Source organism: Variovorax sp. PMC12, assembly GCF_003019815.1.
In the GTDB taxonomy this organism is placed as follows: domain Bacteria; phylum Pseudomonadota; class Gammaproteobacteria; order Burkholderiales; family Burkholderiaceae_C; genus Variovorax.
This window is the reverse complement of the sequence record NZ_CP027773.1, coordinates 1,186,461-1,200,624: the sequence shown is the minus strand read 5'-3', so window position 1 is coordinate 1,200,624 and position 14,164 is coordinate 1,186,461. Positions and strand designations below refer to the sequence as shown.

Sequence of the window (14,164 nt, the reverse complement as noted above, 5' to 3'; positions counted from 1 at the left end):
ATCCGACAGGAGCAGCGCACATGGACCGTTTCGATTCGATGCAGGCGTTCGCCCGCGTGGTGGAAGCAGGCAGCTTCACCAGGGCGGCCGACACGCTGCACATGAGCAAGACCACCGTCACGCAACTGGTGCAGCAGCTCGAAGCGCGGCTGCGCGTGAAGCTGCTCAACCGCACCACGCGCAAGGTCAACGTCACGGCCGACGGCGCGGCCTACTACGAGCGCGTGGTGCGCCTGCTGGCCGACATGGACGATGCCGAGACCAGCCTGTCGGACGCCTCGGCATCGCCAAGGGGCCGGCTGCGGGTGGACGTGCCCAGCCCGCTGGCACGCATGATCCTGGTGCCGGCGCTGCCGGCCTTTCATGCGCGCTACCCCGACATCCAGTTCGACATGGGCGTGAGCGACCGCATGGTGGACCTGATCGGCGAGAACGTGGACTGCGTGGTACGCGGCGGTGAACTCGCCGACCGGTCGCTGATGGCGCGCCGCGTGGGCGACCTGCGGCTCGGCGTGTATGCAGCGCCGGCCTACCTGGAACGTGCCGGCATGCCGGCGCATCCGCGCGAGCTGGAAGACACGCATCACCGCATCGTGGGCTTCCTGTGGTCGCGCGACGGCAAGACTTTTCCGTATGCGATGCATCGCGAAGAAGGCGACGAGCGCATCGAGGTGCAGGGCCGCTACGTGCTCTCGGTCGACGACGGCAATGCCTACCTCGCGGCCGGCCTGGCCGGGCTGGGCGTGCTCTGGCTGCCGGACTACATGGCCGATGGGCACCTGGCCAGCGGCGAACTCGTGCCGCTCTTCCAGGACTGGCGTCTCGACCCGATGCCGCTGTACCTGGCGTTTCCGCCCAACCGGCATGTCAGCGCCAAGCTGCGCGTCTTCATCGACTGGGTGGCCGAGCTGATGGCGCGGCACGCGCCCGTGATGCGGCCCTGAGAGCTTGAGCAGCGGACAGGGGCTCGTGCCGTCTATAGCATCCACCGCTCATGACATCTCCATCAAGAACAACAAGACGCCCCCTGGTCATCGCGTCGATCATGGCTTCCATGGCCATGGTGGCCATCGAAGCGACCATCGTTTCCACCGTGATGCCGCAGATCGCCTCGGAGCTGGGCGGCCTGCACCTGTACAGCTGGGTGTTCGCATCCTTCCTGCTGGCGCAGACCGCGATGACGGTGGTGTTCGGCAAGCTCTCCGACCTGTACGGGCGCAAGCCCATCATGTTCGTGGGCATCGCGGTGTTCGTCATTGGCTCGGTGCTGGCGGGCTTCGCGTGGTCGATGCCCGCCATGATCTGCTTCCGGCTGATCCAGGGCATCGGCGCCGGCGCCATCCAGCCCGTGTCGCTCACCATCGTGGGCGACCTGTACCCGGCGCGCGAGCGCGGCAAGGTGCAGGGCTACCTGGCCAGCGTGTGGGCGGTGTCGGCGGTGGTGGGGCCGATGATCGGCGCGCTCATCGTGCAGAAGCTGTCGTGGGCCTGGATCTTCTGGGTCAACGTGCCCATCGGGCTGGCCGCCGCCGCGGGTTTCTGGCTCTACCTGCACGAGGCGCCGACCGTGCGGCGCTCGTCCATCGACATCGTGGGCGCGGTGCTGTTCACCATCGGCATCGCGGCGCTGATGATCGCGCTGACCGACTTCGGCATCGGCGACACCGGCAGCGCGGTGCTGTGGACGGCGGTGTTCGCCGTCACGCTGGTGCTGTTCGTCATGCAGGAGCGCCGCGCCGCCGACCCGATGGTGTCGCTCAAGCTTTGGGGCGCCCGCATCATCGCCACAGTGAACGGCGCGGCCATGCTGGGCGGCATGGTGCTGATCGGCATCACCACCTTCCTGCCGATGTATGTGCAGGTGGTGCTGCAGCGCTCGTCGGTCACCGCAGGGCTCACGCTCACCATGGTGATGCTGGGCTGGCCCATCGGCGCGACGCTTACCTCGCGCACCTTCCACCGCATCGGCCTGTGGCGCATGGTGCTGATCGGCGGGGCGCTCATTCCGGTGGGCACGGCGGCGTTCGCGCTGCTGTCGGCCAACAGCACGCCGCTGCTGGCGGCGGTCGGCTCCTTCATCATGGGGCTGGGCATGGGCGTGATGAGCCTGGCTTCGCTCATCCTCATCCAGGAAGCGGTGGACGTGGCGCAGCGCGGCGTGGCCACGGCGTCGAACGTGTTCTCGCGCAACCTCGGCAGCGCGCTGGGCGCGACCTTCTTCGGGGCGGTCTTCAACTTCGGCCTCACGCGCGGCGATGGCGCCATGGCCTTCACCGACGACCAGCTGCGCCTGCTCCTGCAGGGCTCGCACGGCACGGCCGCAACGGACGCGGGCATCCGCTTGGCGCTGGGCGGCTCGCTGCACCTGACCTTCGTGACGATGCTGGTCGTGAGCCTGGGCGTGGTCGCGCTGGCATTGCTGCTGCCCAAGGAAGGGCTGGAGAGCCACGCGATCGGGGCCGGCAAGCCCGCGCCGAAGTAGCTCCAGGGCCGGGGCGGCTCAGGCGGGTGCGGCCATCAGCCGCTTGCGCATGAGCTGCAGGTAGTAGCCCGGCGCGTAGTCGTCGATGCGGGCGTAGTCCTCGTAGCCGTGCTTCAGGTAGAAGCCGCGCGCCTGCCACTCGAAGGTGCCCAGCTTCGCGTTCTTAGCGCCCAGCGCAATGCCTTGGCGCTCGGCGTCGGCCAGCAGCCGGCTGCCCAGGCCGGTGCCGCGCATGTCTTCCTCGACGAACAGCACCTCGATGTCAAGCCAATACAGAAACACATAGGCGCGCAGGCCGCCAACCAGCCGGCCGGACTCGTCCCGCGCATTGATGCGCACGTATTGCTGCTCGGGGTACTCGCCGACGAAGCCGTAGTTGAAATGGCGCAGCTTGCGGCCGAGTTCACCGGAGCGGAGCTCTTCGTCGGTGGGTGTCGAAAACGTGATGTTCATGGCGGCCGTGTCCCGGTGGGTGTTGCGGAGGCGGTGGCGGCATTCTGCCCATCCCCGGCTGCCGCATATCGATGCGCGCTTTCCTTCTTTGTCTCCCGCGCCCCCCGTTGATACGGTCACGCCTTTGCATTTGCGGGGCGAGAGACCATGGGCGCGAGAGATTTCGAGAGGCAGGCTCTGTCGGGCGCCGACGGGGCCATCCAGCATCATGCCGACGTGCTGGTGATCGGTGGCGGCCCGGCCGGTGCCTGGGCCGCGGTGAGCGCGGCGGCGCAGGGCGCGCGCGTGCTGCTGGCCGACAAGGGCTTCTGCGGCACCTCTGGCGCCACCGCGCCTTCGGGCACCGGGCTCTGGTATGTGTCGCCGGACGGCAAGGCGCGCGAGGAGGCCAAGGCCAGCCGCTATGCCATGGGCGGGCAGCTGGCCGAGCATGCGTGGATGGACCGCGTGCTCGCGCAGACCTGGGACAACGTCGAACGCCTCAAGGACTGGGGCTATCCGTTCCCGGCCGACGACCAGGGCACGCTGCGCTGCACCTCGCTGCAGGGGCCCGAATACATGCGGCTGATGCGCAAGCGGGTGAAGGAATCGGGCGCGCGCATTCTCGACCACAGCCCGGCCCTGGAACTGCTGGTGGACGAGCACGGCACCGTCTGCGGTGCCACCGGCGTGAACCGCCAGACCGGCGACACCTGGGTGGCGCGCACCGGGGCGGTGGTCATCGCTACCGGCGGCTGTGCATTCCTGAGCCGTGCGCTGGGCTGCAACGTGCTCACCGGCGACGGCCAGTTGATGGCCGCCGAGGCCGGCGCCGCGCTGTCGGGCATGGAGTTCTCCAACGCCTACGGGTTGGGGCCGGCGTTTTCGTCGGTCACGAAATCGCTCTTCTACAACTGGGCGACCTTCTACACGGCCGACGGCGTGGCCATCGAGGGCGCGGGTTCGTCGAAGGGGGCGCGGCGTGATCGCGCAGACGCTGCAGTCGCAGCCGGTGTTCGCCTGCCTCGACCGCGCCGACGCGCAGATCCGCGCCTGGATGCGCACCGCGCAGCCCAACTTCTTCGTGTCGTTCGACCGGCAAGGCATCGACCCGTTCAGCCAGCACTTTCCCGTGACGCTCCGGCTCGAAGGCACGGTGCGCGGCACGGGCGGGCTGCACCTGGTCGACGACTCCTGCGCGACCTCGGTGCCCGGCCTCTATGCAGCCGGCGACGCGGCCACGCGCGAGCTGATCTGCGGCGGCTTCACCGGCGGCGGCAGCCACAACGCGGCCTGGGCGCTGTCGTCCGGCTTCTGGGCCGGCGCGGGCGCGGCGGTTTTCGGTCGCGATGCACGCGCCGGGCTGGCGCAGCGCACCGCGTTGCGCGCTGGCGGCGTCGCGCTGGCCACGCGCGGCGCCTCGCAGTTCGACAGCGCGGAGGTGGTACGCGCGGTGCAGGCCGAAGTCTTTCCCTACGAGCGCAACTGGTTCCGCGAAGGCGACGCATTGCGCGACTCGCTCGGCCGGCTCGATGCCCTCTGGGCGCGGCTGCGCACCAGCGCGCCCGCCGCCACCGCCACCGAGGCGGTGCGCGCACGCGAGGCCGCGGCCATGCTGGCCACCTCGCGCTGGATGTACCGCAGCGCGCTGCAGCGCACCGAAACGCGCGGCATGCACCGGCGCCGCGAACATGGCGTGATCGACCCCGCGCAGCGCCATCGCCTGCTCAGCGGCGGGCTCGACGAGGTATGGGTCCAGCGCCAGGCCGTGCAGGAGGTTTCCGCATGATCGAAGTCGTGAGTGCCGAGCGCTGCACCGCCTGCAACATCTGCGTGAATGCCTGCCCGACCAACGTGTTCGAGGCCGTGCCCGGCGCGCCGCCGCGCATCGCGCGCCAGGACGACTGCCAGACCTGCTTCATGTGCGAGCTCTACTGCCCGGAAGACGCGCTGTACGTCGCGCCGATTGCCGACCGGGGCGCCACCGCCGAAGAGCGCGGCGCCGCGGCCGAGTCCCTCATGGGCAGCTACCGCAGCGCCATCGGATGGGGCAGGGGACGCGAGTCGACCGCCTCCGCCGACGCGAGCTTCGAACTGCTGCGCCGCGCGCACTGAGCCACCTTTTTCTTTCCTTCTTGCGAGTTTTCGATGACCGACCAGTCAGGCCGCCGCAGGTTGCTGCGCGGCGCCATTGCCGCGGCGGGCGCCAGCGCCTTGCCACTTTTCTCCATTGCCCAGGGCAGCGGCCAGGTGCTTCGCCTGGGCTACATCGGCCCGGGCAAGAAGCCCGCGAATGCCACCGGCTGGGCATTGCGCCAGGGCCATCTGCAGCGCGAACTCGCGGCACTGGGCTTCACCGACGTGACCACGCGCAACTTTCCGAACGGGCCCGATCTCAACGAGGCCTTCATCGCGGGAGCGCTCGATGTGGGCATCTACGGCGACACGCCCGCCATCGTGGCGCGATCGCGCGGGCTGGAGAGCCAGCTCATCGGCTTCGACGCAGTCGGCATGAACGTGTGGCTGCTCACGCCGCGCAACGGCGTGCGCAGCGTGAAGGAACTCGATGGCAAGTCCATCGGCGTGGCGCGCGGCTCCTACATGCACCGCTATGTGCTGGGCCTGCTCAAGGAACACGGGCTGCAGAAGTCTGTCAAGGTGATCCACATGTTCCCGCGCGACGGCGAGGCGGCGCTCGACCAGGGCTCCATCGCGGCATTCGCGGCGCAGATCGACGTGGGGCCGCTGCTGGCCTCGCGCGGCTATCCGGTGATCGACGAGGCCGAGCAGCATCCGACCCTGCGCGGCACGTCGGTGATCGTGGCCTCCAGCAAGCTGCTTGCCGCCGCGCCGGGCGTGCCCGCCGCATGGACCCGCGCACGCCGCACCGCGCTGCAGGAGATCCGGCGCGACAGCGCGGCCTATTACGCCTTTCATGCCGAGGTCAGCGGCTTCCCGCTGGACGTCGTCAGGGTCTCGCATCCGCTGTCGCAGTTTCCCGAGGCCGCGTACCCGGCCGAAGGACTGGCGCTGCTCGACGAGGTCAAGAAATTCCTGCTGGCCGAGAACCTCGTGAGCCGCGACTTCGCACTCGCGCAGTGGCGCGCGCCCGAGGCCTGAGCCGGCAGATCGGGCAAACCGCCTACCGGCACGAAGGCGCCCGCCGCAGTATCGTTGCGCGGTGCGCCTCCCTGAGGGCGCGCCCGTCTTCATCGTTCATCCATCGCGTGGAATCCCCATGACCTACCTCGCCGCTCCCCATCGCTATGACGCGCTTCCCTACCGCCGCGTCGGCCGCAGCGGGCTCGTGCTGCCCGCCATCTCGCTCGGTCTCTGGCACAACTTCGGAGACACCACCTCCATCGCCACGCAGCGCCAGCTGCTGCGCACCGCCTTCGACCTGGGCATCAACCACTTCGACCTGGCCAACAACTACGGCCCGCCCTACGGCAGCGCGGAGACCAACTTCGGCCGCATCCTGCGCGAAGATTTCAAGCACTACCGCGACGAACTCATCATCTCCAGCAAGGCCGGCTGGGACATGTGGCCCGGCCCCTACGGCAAGGGCGGCGGATCGCGCAAATACGTGCTCGCCAGCCTCGACCAGAGCCTGCAGCGCCTCGGCCTGGACTACGTCGACATCTTCTATTCGCATCGCTTCGACCCCGACACGCCATTGGAAGAAACCGCCTCCGCGCTGGCCCAGGCCGTGCAGCAGGGCAAGGCGCTGTACATCGGCATTTCTTCGTACTCCGCGGGCAAGACGCGCGAGATCGCGGCACTGCTGCGCGAATGGAAGGTGCCGCTGCTGATCCATCAGCCGGCCTACAACCTGTTCAACCGCTGGATCGAGAAAGACCTGCTGAACGCCACCGACGAACTGGGCGCGGGCGTCATCGCATTCACGCCGCTGGCACAGGGCCTGCTGACCGACAAATACCTCAACGGCATTCCGGACGATGCGCGCATCAACCGCCCGGGCGGCGGCTCGCTCAAGCAGGAGCACCTGTCGCAGGCCAACGTCGAGCGTGCGCGCGCGCTCAACGAGATCGCCAGGCGCCGCGGCCAGAGCCTGGCCCAGCTCGCATTGACATGGACCCTGCGCGACCCGCGCGTGAGCTCGGCGCTGATCGGCGCGAGCCGGCCCGAGCAGATCGTCGACAACGTGGCGGCGCTCGCTCACGCACCGCTGAGCGCCGATGAACTGGCCGAGATCGACAAGTACGCGGTGGAGGGCGGTGTGAACCTCTGGGAAAAGCCGTCGACGGATTTCGCCTGAGGCGGGGTCGTCTCCAATCGAGGACCGCATCAGGAAACTTGGAATCCGTCTTTGGCAAAAGCCGGTGCGCTTTGCAGAATCGAACACAGGCTCTCATTCGATTCCTTGCCCCATGCAATTGCGCACCCACCATGTTTCCCCGGCCGCCCAGGCGCGGCGTGTTCTCGACCTGACGGCCAAGGCCTGGCGCATTCCCGCGAGCTCGCCGCACGCCCTGGCGCGGCGCGCTCCGCACGGCTATTTGCCTGTGCGCGCCATGCGCCGGCTGCAGGCGGCCGCGGTGCTGGCGCTGTTGCCGCACTCTTGGTGAGTTCTTCGCGCTTGCCTACCGCAAGGGCCGGCAAGCGCCTACAGGCATGGACCCCTCGCGGCGCTGAATGCATGGGCAGTCAACATCGTCTGCGCCACAGGAAACCGCCATGTCCAACCAGACAGACCAAGACAAGAAGCCCGCCCAGCAGCCCCAAAAGCAGCAGGACCAGACCCAGCCGGGCAAGCAACAGCAGCAAGGGCAGCCGCAGCACAAGCCCGAACAGCACAAGACCAACCCGAACCAGCACGGCAAGGCCTGAGCGCCGCCGGCCTCGCCGAAACCGGCACTTCGGAGCGCTACCGCACAGACCGGAGGCCGCGTACCTGCCACAGTGCGCCACGCCTCGGCTTGCTCCGGCAGCCCTTGCGCCATGACTGCCCGCAAGAAAGGCCCCCCAAGATGTCCGACGCTCCCTACTTCCATGATGCCTCCGGCACCGTCCGCTTCTGGGTGGGGGTGGAAGGCGGCAACCACGTCAGCGCGAGCATCGGCCGGGAGGCGCTGCGCTACCACTTCGGCGCCGCGGAGGGCGCCGATTCGCTTGAGACCTTCGGGCGGCATGTGCCGGAGATAGAAGCGGCAGTGCGCCGGCGGCTGGCCCAGGGCGCGATGGAGCCCGTGATGCTGCGCGAGTACGACATGCGCGTCGCCGAGGGCTGAAGAGGCTTTGGAGCGAGGCGACGCCAAGTGCCTCAGTTCGAATCGGAAGCTTCGTAGATCAGCACCGCGGCAGCCAAGTCTTCCAGCGCGGTACCGACAGCCTTGAAGACCGTCCGCCCGTCGCCCTCGGCTCGCCCCTGAATCCTGCCCGCGGCAAGATCGGCCAGTTCCCCGGCCACATCCGCGGCGGCGAGCACGCCGCGCGACATGGGCCCGAGCAGTTCGCCGCTCTTCTGCAACGCTTCCTGCGTATCGACAAAAACTCGTGCACCCGCAAAGCAGGCATCGTCGGCTTCACGCATTTGCGGCGTGAAGCTGCCGATCAGGTCGAGGTGGCTGCGCGGCCGCAGCCACGCACCCTGCACCAGCGGCTGCGTGGCGAGCGTGGCACAGCTCACGACGTCGACTTCGTTTACCGCCTTGGCCAGGTCAGGCGCGACGCTCGCCTCGATGTCCTGCGCGCACAGCCGCGCAGCGAGCGCCTTCGACGCAGATTCGTCGCGGTCCCACACCACGACGCGTTCGATGGGGCGCACGACCCGGTATGCGTCGGGAATGAGACTGCCGACACGCCCGCAGCCCACGACCAGCAGGCTGCGCGCATCGGCGGGTGCGAGATAGGACGCGGCCAGTGCCGATGCCGCGGCGGTGCGCCGTGAAGTGATCTCGTTGCCGTCGATCTGCGCCAGCGGCTGGCCCGTGCTTGCGTCGTACAGCACATAGGTCGAGAAAAGCCCTGGCAGGCCGCGCTGTGCGTTGCCCGGGAAGATGGTCACGGTCTTGATGCCCAGGTAGCGGTCATGCTGCCAAGCCGGCATGACCAGCACGGTGCGGGGCGGGCCTTCCGCATCGGCCTGGAGCGAATGCGTGTGCCGCAAAGGCACCTCGCAGCCGGCAACGAACATTTCCCGAAGTGCGGGAATCAGGCGGTCGAAGGGCAGGGCACGGCGGGTGCTTTCCGTATCGATGATTTTCATGAGGTTGCGGATGGAATCGAGTGGAAGGAAGTGCCTGCAGTCATGCATCGAGCACCACGTCTTCGAGGGGGACGGCCTGGCAGGTCAGGCACGTGGACGGGTCTTCAGGCTCGCTGCCGTGCAGGTGGCGGACCTTGCCTGCCAACAGGCGCACGGCGCAGCTCTCGCACTGGCCCACGCGGCAGCCGCTGGCCATCCGCAGGCCGAGCGATTCGCCAAAGTTCAACAGCGTGCCCTGCCTGGGCGTCCATGTCACGGGGGCATGGCCCGAGCGCGCGAAACTGACCGTGAAGCACTGGTCGCCATCGGTGGGCGGCACGGCTGGCGAGCGGAATACCTCGCTGAAGATGTCGAAGCGCGGAACGCCCCGCGCCACCAGTCCGGCGGTCACGGCGTCCATCATGGCGGGCGGGCCGCACATGTAGAAGCGGGCGCGCTGTGCGATCAGCGCATCGTCCACCACGCTCGCGTCGATGTAGCGGTCCGACTGGTAGTCGATGCCCATGCGCTCCTGCGGCTGTGCCGCGTTGTAGTGGTCGATGACCCGCAACTGCGGCAGCCGTGCGCGGTGCTGCGCAATGCGCTCGCGAAAGGCGTGCGTCGTGCCGTTCTGGTTGGCGTAGTAGAGCCAGATGACAGGCTCCTGAGCGCCATCGGGCAATGATTCGAGCAGGCTGACGAAGGGCGTGATGCCGATGCCGCCCGCAAAGAAGACCAGCGGTTGCGGCGAGCGGCGCGGCAGCACGAAGCCGCCTGACGGCGCACGCAGCGCAAGGGTGTCGCCGACCTTCAGCGCGCGATGCAGGTGGCTCGACACGCGCCCCTCGTACGGCGTGCCCTCGGCCGAGTGGCCGCGCTGGTGACGCACGGCCACGCTGTAGCTGCGCCGGCCCGGCACCTCGGCCGCTCCCGTGAGCGAGTAGGCCCGCGTGACTTGCGTGCCATCGTCGAGATGCAGCTGCATCTCGACGTGCTGGCCGGGGCGGTAGTCGGGCAGCTCGCCGCCGTCGGCCGGCTCGAAGTGGATGCCCAGCACGCCCTCTGCCTCGGGCCGCAGCTCGCTGATGCGGAAGGGACGGTAGCCGGTCCACTTGCGCTGCCGCGTTCCGGTAGCCGGGTCGCGTTCGATGTCGCAGAGAAAGGAGCGATGCGGCACTGAACCGCTCACCGGGTCGCAGCTGTCGGCGGATATGAGCGCGTTGAAGTTGCTGCCCAGCGCACCCTCGATCGGCAGGCTGTCGCGGTCGAGCTCGGGGCAGCCCTGCCACCAGCCGAATTCGGCCACGATGACGTCGTCCGCCAACTGGGGCGTGACGCGTGCGACGAAGCGCGCCTCGCCCACGCGCGTGCGGATGCGCACCCAGTCGCCCTCCAAGATGCCCTTTGCCGCCGCCAGCGCAGGGCTCAGTTCGGCCACCGGATCGGGCGCGCGCTTGCGCAGCGAAGGCAGGCTGCGGTGCTGGCTGTGGCAATAGAAACCGTTCTTGGCCGAACTCAGCACATAGGGGAAGCGGCCCTGGCGCGTGGCATTCGCGTCGCGCGGCGTGTCGGACGGTTCGACGAAGGTGGCGACCGGCGGCTGGCCGTGGCGCAGCAGGGTTTCGGAATAGAGCTCGACGCGGCGCGTCGGGGTGTCGAAGCCGCGCACGCCAGTGGGCATGGCGCGGGCGAACTTCTGCTCGCTCGCGTCGATGGCGCAGGCAATGCCTTCGGGCCGCGCGCGCAACTGGTCGACCGTGAGGCCCAGCGGCTCGAGCATGTGGTTCCAGCCGGCGTCGAGGCTGCCGCCGAAGAAGCCGTCACCCATGCCGAGGCGGGTGGCCAGTTCGAAGACCACGTCGTTGTCCGAGCGCGATTCGCCGCGCGGCGCAACCATGCGCTGGCGCAACTGCACCCAGCCGGCCGCGCGGTCGTCGATCTCGAAGCCGATGCGCAGGCCTTCGCGCTCCCATGGCGTGTTGACCGGCAGCAGGATGTCGGCGTAGCGGGCGGCGGGTGTCTCGAACAAGTCGCAGTGCACGTGGAATTCGAGCTGCGAAAGCGCCCGGTGTGCGAGCGCGGTGTCTGCCTGGGACACGGGCAGGTTGGTGCCGAAGGCCATCATCGCGCGCACCTTGTAAGGCTCGCCTTCGAGGATCGCGCGGTAGGTGTCGCGCGCCGTCACCCAGCCGTGAGAGGGAGGCCCGATCGGGCGCTCCGCCAGGCCCAGCGCCTTGGCGCGCTGCCCGTCGTGCAGCAGCGAAAGCGAGTTGACGGCGTTGACGCGCGGACCGACACGAACGCGGTTCGCACCGATGCGGTCGAAGCTGCCGCACAGCGCATACAGCGTGGCGACCGCGCGTTCGGCCTGTGTGGCGTTGGTGTGCTGGCCGATGCCGGTCCAGGCGTGATAGGCCACGCGGCGGCATGTGCCGAAAAGTTCGGCGACCGCATGCAGTGAGGCTTCGGCAACGCCGGTGATGCGTTCGACATCCTGCGGCGCATAGGCGGCGCAGCCCTGGGCCAGCAGCTCGAAAGCCGGAGCGCACGACAGGCGCTGTGCGCCCATGTCGATCTCGACCGCGCCGCGCAGGCGGAAGTGGGCTGCGTCCTGGGCTTGCGCCGCCTGTGCGGTGTCGTAAGGCACGGCGCAGTCCAGTCTGTCGTTCCACGCCACGAAGCGGTCGCCCTCGGCATCGGGCCACAGGTCACGCTCGCGCAGGAAGTGCCCGTTGTCGCCGCGCACCAGCAACGGGCCATTGGTCCACGCGCGCACGAAGTCTTCGTCGAAGCGCGCGTCCGCGATCAGCAGGTGGATCAGCCCCAGCGCCAGCGCCGCATCGGTGCCGGGCCGCACGGGCAGCCAGCTGTCGGCCTGCCGCGCGAGCGCCGTGGGGCGCGGATCGATCACCACCATCTTCGCCCCGTTCGCGCGGCCCCGGCCGATGGCATTGGCCTGTGCCAGCCATGTGTTGGCGGGGTTGTGGCCCCACAGCACGATCAGTTCGGCCTGCGCGTAGTCGGCCGCGGGCATGCCGCAGCCGAAGGTGAAGGCGTGCGCGAAGTCCTTGTGCCAGTTGCAGACTTCGGTCGCGTAGCAGATGTTGGGGCTGCCGAAGAGGCGCACGAAGCGCTCGATCCAGTCGATGCTGTCCGTCAGCGGCGTGCCGCTGGGCGTGGTCACGGCGAACACCACAGACTCGGCGCCGCTCTCGGCCTTGATGGCGCCCAGGCGCTGCGCGGTCTCGGCCAGCGCCTCGTCCCAGCGGATGCGCACCCAGCCCGGGTCCGCTTCGGTCTTGGGCCTGGTGCGGCGCATCGGGTAGCGCAGGCGGTGCGGGCTGTGCACCAGCTCGGGCGCGGCCTTGCCCTTCATGCACATCGCCTGCCCGGTAGGGTGCGAGGGGTCGGGCCGTACCGATACCAGCATGTCGCCGCGCACCTCGTTGAGGGTGCCGCAGCGGGAGCGGCAGAGCGTGCAGTAGCCCTGCCGGGTTTGCGTTGCCGGGGTTGTCGTCGTCACTTGCATCCGGAACCCGACTGGCTCAGGGAATCACCGGCGCGACGTAGCTCAGCGTGCGGCCGAAGAACCAGAGCATGAAGAGCACCAGCGGTGCGTGAACCAGCAGCTGCAGGAAAGTGAAGCCCACGATGTCGCGTGCCTTCAGCGAGAGCACGCCCAGCAGCGGCAGCATCCAGAACGGGTTGATCAGGTTGGGCAGCGCCTCGGCCGCGTTGTAGACCTGCACGGCCCAGCCCAGGTGCACCTTCAGGTCGTTGGCCGCCTGCATGACGTAAGGCGCCTCGATGATCCACTTGCCGCCTCCCGAGGGAATGAAGAAGCCCAGCAAGGCGGAATACGCGCCCATCACCACCGCGAAGCTGTCGACGTTGGAGATGCTCACGAACAGGTGCGCGATGCGGTCCGACAGCGTGATGCCTCCGGCGCCCTTGGCGGCGGTCAGCATGGCCGCGATGGCACCGTACAGCGGAAACTGGATGATCACGCCCGCCGTCGACGGCACCGAACGCGACACCGCGTCGAGGAAGCTGCGCGGGCGCCAGTGCAGCAGCAGCCCGATCATGAGGAACAGCAGGTTGTAGGTGTTGAGGCCCGAGATCGCGATCAGCGGGCTCTTGGCCATGAACTCCTGCGCCAGCCAGCCGAAGCCCAGCGCGCACAGCAGCAGCGTGAGCAACGGGCTGCGTTCGAACCACTCGCCGGGGCGGCGCGTGGCGGAATCGGTGACGGCCGGCCTGGCTTCCGTGAGGTCCACGCCCAGGTCCTGCGCCGTGACCGCGTTCTTCGCGTCGGGCGCCGACCACAGCGCGATGGCCACCGACACGACCATCAGCACCAGCGCCATGACGACCGACTGCCACAGGAAGATGGTCTGGCTGAACGGAATCACGCCGGTGATGTCAAGAATGCTCTTGGGCAGGCTGCTGGCGTTGGCCTGCAACTGCGCCGCCGACGAACTGAGACCCAACGCCCAGGTCGCACCCATGCCCAGGTAGGCGGCCGCGCCGCCGGCGCGGTAGTCCATGCGCAGGTCGAGGCGGCCGGCCAGCGCACGCACGTACAGCGCGCTGAAGATCAGCGAAATGCCCCAGTTGAAGAGCGACAGGATCATGCTGATCGCCGCCACGTACGCGATGGCCTGGCGCCCCGACACGGGCAGCGCGGCCAGTTTGCGGATGAGCCGCGCGGCCGGCGGCGAGGTCGCCACCACATAGCCGCCGATGGCCACCAGCGCCATCTGCATCGTGAAAACAATGAGGCTCCAGAAGCCGTCGCCGAAGGACTTGGCCACCGCCTGGGGGCTGGACCCGTTCAGCAGAGCGGCGCCCGCGACCACCACCACGGCGATGGCCGCGAACACGAAGGCATCGGGGAACCAGCGCTCGGCCCAGGCCGTGAAGCGCAGGCCCAGGCGGCTCAACAGCCCCGCATCGGACGGGGCGTCTTGGGGTACGGGAGTGCGGGCGCCGGGGCCGGCGGATGTCTGCGATGTCGATGGCATGGGTTTTTCGTCCTACTG

The 14,164-nt window shown here is 68.8% G+C and carries 12 protein-coding genes and 1 pseudogene; 9 read left to right on the top strand and 4 right to left on the bottom strand.

The annotated features are described in order from the left end of the window. The first annotated feature begins 20 nt into the window (after nucleotides 1–20). Together C4F17_RS05465 and C4F17_RS05460 are read left to right on the top strand one after the other, a co-directional pair. Entirely contained in the window at nucleotides 21–944 is a 924-nt protein-coding gene (locus C4F17_RS05465; protein WP_106934558.1) for a LysR family transcriptional regulator, read from the top strand. 50 nt (nucleotides 945–994) lie between these two features. Then, nucleotides 995–2,482, top strand: a complete 1,488-nt coding sequence (locus C4F17_RS05460) for an MDR family MFS transporter (protein WP_106934557.1) — start codon at nucleotides 995–997, stop codon at nucleotides 2,480–2,482. Nucleotides 2,483–2,500: 18 nt separating this feature from the next. On the opposite strand, the gene C4F17_RS05455 is transcribed toward C4F17_RS05460, so the two are convergent. Beyond that, entirely contained in the window at nucleotides 2,501–2,935 is a 435-nt protein-coding gene (locus C4F17_RS05455; protein ID WP_106934556.1) for a GNAT family N-acetyltransferase, read from the bottom strand. A gap of 147 nt (nucleotides 2,936–3,082) precedes the next feature. On the opposite strand from C4F17_RS05455, the pseudogene C4F17_RS05450 reads away from it, so the two are divergent. The 7 genes and pseudogenes from C4F17_RS05450 (at nucleotide 3,083) to C4F17_RS05425 (ending at nucleotide 8,166) form a co-directional block, all read left to right on the top strand. Beyond that, nucleotides 3,083–4,703: pseudogene (locus tag C4F17_RS05450) on the top strand (FAD-dependent oxidoreductase). After that, nucleotides 4,700–5,029: a 4Fe-4S dicluster domain-containing protein gene (locus tag C4F17_RS05445; protein WP_081271592.1), complete on the top strand. Its 330-nt coding sequence runs from the start codon at nucleotides 4,700–4,702 to the stop codon at nucleotides 5,027–5,029. Before C4F17_RS05450 ends, C4F17_RS05445 begins: the two are co-directional and overlap by 4 nt. Before the next feature lie 33 nt (nucleotides 5,030–5,062). Then, nucleotides 5,063–6,034 (top strand): ABC transporter substrate-binding protein, encoded by a 972-nt coding sequence (locus C4F17_RS05440; protein WP_106934554.1) that lies wholly within the window; start codon nucleotides 5,063–5,065, stop codon nucleotides 6,032–6,034. A 118-nt stretch (nucleotides 6,035–6,152) separates the two neighbouring features. After that, nucleotides 6,153–7,193 carry an L-glyceraldehyde 3-phosphate reductase gene (gene mgrA, locus C4F17_RS05435; RefSeq protein WP_106934553.1) on the top strand — a complete coding sequence of 347 codons (1,041 nt, stop codon included), beginning with the start codon at nucleotides 6,153–6,155 and terminating at the stop codon, nucleotides 7,191–7,193. 112 nt (nucleotides 7,194–7,305) lie between these two features. Beyond that, nucleotides 7,306–7,503 carry a hypothetical protein gene (locus C4F17_RS05430; protein ID WP_081271589.1) on the top strand — a complete coding sequence of 66 codons (198 nt, stop codon included), beginning with the start codon at nucleotides 7,306–7,308 and terminating at the stop codon, nucleotides 7,501–7,503. A 109-nt stretch (nucleotides 7,504–7,612) separates the two neighbouring features. Further along, the gene (locus C4F17_RS32675) at nucleotides 7,613–7,765 is read left to right on the top strand and encodes a hypothetical protein (RefSeq protein WP_159053605.1); all 153 of its coding nucleotides are present in this window, start codon (nucleotides 7,613–7,615) and stop codon (nucleotides 7,763–7,765) included. A 140-nt stretch (nucleotides 7,766–7,905) separates the two neighbouring features. Continuing rightward, on the top strand, nucleotides 7,906–8,166 hold the full coding sequence (locus C4F17_RS05425) for a DUF1488 family protein (protein WP_106934552.1): 261 nt from the start codon (nucleotides 7,906–7,908) through the stop codon (nucleotides 8,164–8,166). Nucleotides 8,167–8,198: 32 nt separating this feature from the next. On the opposite strand, the gene C4F17_RS05420 is transcribed toward C4F17_RS05425, so the two are convergent. Genes C4F17_RS05420 through C4F17_RS05410 form a run of 3 tightly spaced genes read right to left on the bottom strand, consistent with a single transcriptional unit; the run spans nucleotide 8,199 to nucleotide 14,146 of the window. Next, complete coding sequence (locus C4F17_RS05420; RefSeq protein ID WP_106934551.1) at nucleotides 8,199–9,143, bottom strand: ornithine cyclodeaminase family protein; 945 nt, start codon at nucleotides 9,141–9,143, stop codon at nucleotides 8,199–8,201. 40 nt (nucleotides 9,144–9,183) lie between these two features. Continuing rightward, nucleotides 9,184–12,651 (bottom strand): molybdopterin-dependent oxidoreductase, encoded by a 3,468-nt coding sequence (locus C4F17_RS05415; protein ID WP_106934550.1) that lies wholly within the window; start codon nucleotides 12,649–12,651, stop codon nucleotides 9,184–9,186. Nucleotides 12,652–12,667: 16 nt separating this feature from the next. Then, nucleotides 12,668–14,146 (bottom strand): short-chain fatty acid transporter, encoded by a 1,479-nt coding sequence (locus tag C4F17_RS05410; protein ID WP_234382591.1) that lies wholly within the window; start codon nucleotides 14,144–14,146, stop codon nucleotides 12,668–12,670. Nucleotides 14,147–14,164: the final 18 nt, after the last annotated feature.

Bases quoted from the DNA above. Each gene is read 5' to 3' on its own strand.
- C4F17_RS05420 (WP_106934551.1), bottom strand. From the start codon at position 9,143: ATGAAAATCATCGATACGGAAAGCACCCGCCGTGCCCTGCCCTTCGAC.
- C4F17_RS05415 (WP_106934550.1), bottom strand. From the start codon at position 12,651: ATGCAAGTGACGACGACAACCCCGGCAACGCAAACCCGGCAGGGCTAC.
- C4F17_RS05425 (WP_106934552.1), top strand. From the start codon at position 7,906: ATGTCCGACGCTCCCTACTTCCATGATGCCTCCGGCACCGTCCGCTTC.
- mgrA (WP_106934553.1), top strand. From the start codon at position 6,153: ATGACCTACCTCGCCGCTCCCCATCGCTATGACGCGCTTCCCTACCGC.
- C4F17_RS32675 (WP_159053605.1), top strand. From the start codon at position 7,613: ATGTCCAACCAGACAGACCAAGACAAGAAGCCCGCCCAGCAGCCCCAA.
- C4F17_RS05440 (WP_106934554.1), top strand. From the start codon at position 5,063: ATGACCGACCAGTCAGGCCGCCGCAGGTTGCTGCGCGGCGCCATTGCC.
- C4F17_RS05430 (WP_081271589.1), top strand. From the start codon at position 7,306: ATGCAATTGCGCACCCACCATGTTTCCCCGGCCGCCCAGGCGCGGCGT.
- C4F17_RS05455 (WP_106934556.1), bottom strand. From the start codon at position 2,935: ATGAACATCACGTTTTCGACACCCACCGACGAAGAGCTCCGCTCCGGT.
- C4F17_RS05445 (WP_081271592.1), top strand. From the start codon at position 4,700: ATGATCGAAGTCGTGAGTGCCGAGCGCTGCACCGCCTGCAACATCTGC.
- C4F17_RS05410 (WP_234382591.1), bottom strand. From the start codon at position 14,146: ATGCCATCGACATCGCAGACATCCGCCGGCCCCGGCGCCCGCACTCCC.
- C4F17_RS05465 (WP_106934558.1), top strand. From the start codon at position 21: ATGGACCGTTTCGATTCGATGCAGGCGTTCGCCCGCGTGGTGGAAGCA.
- C4F17_RS05460 (WP_106934557.1), top strand. From the start codon at position 995: ATGACATCTCCATCAAGAACAACAAGACGCCCCCTGGTCATCGCGTCG.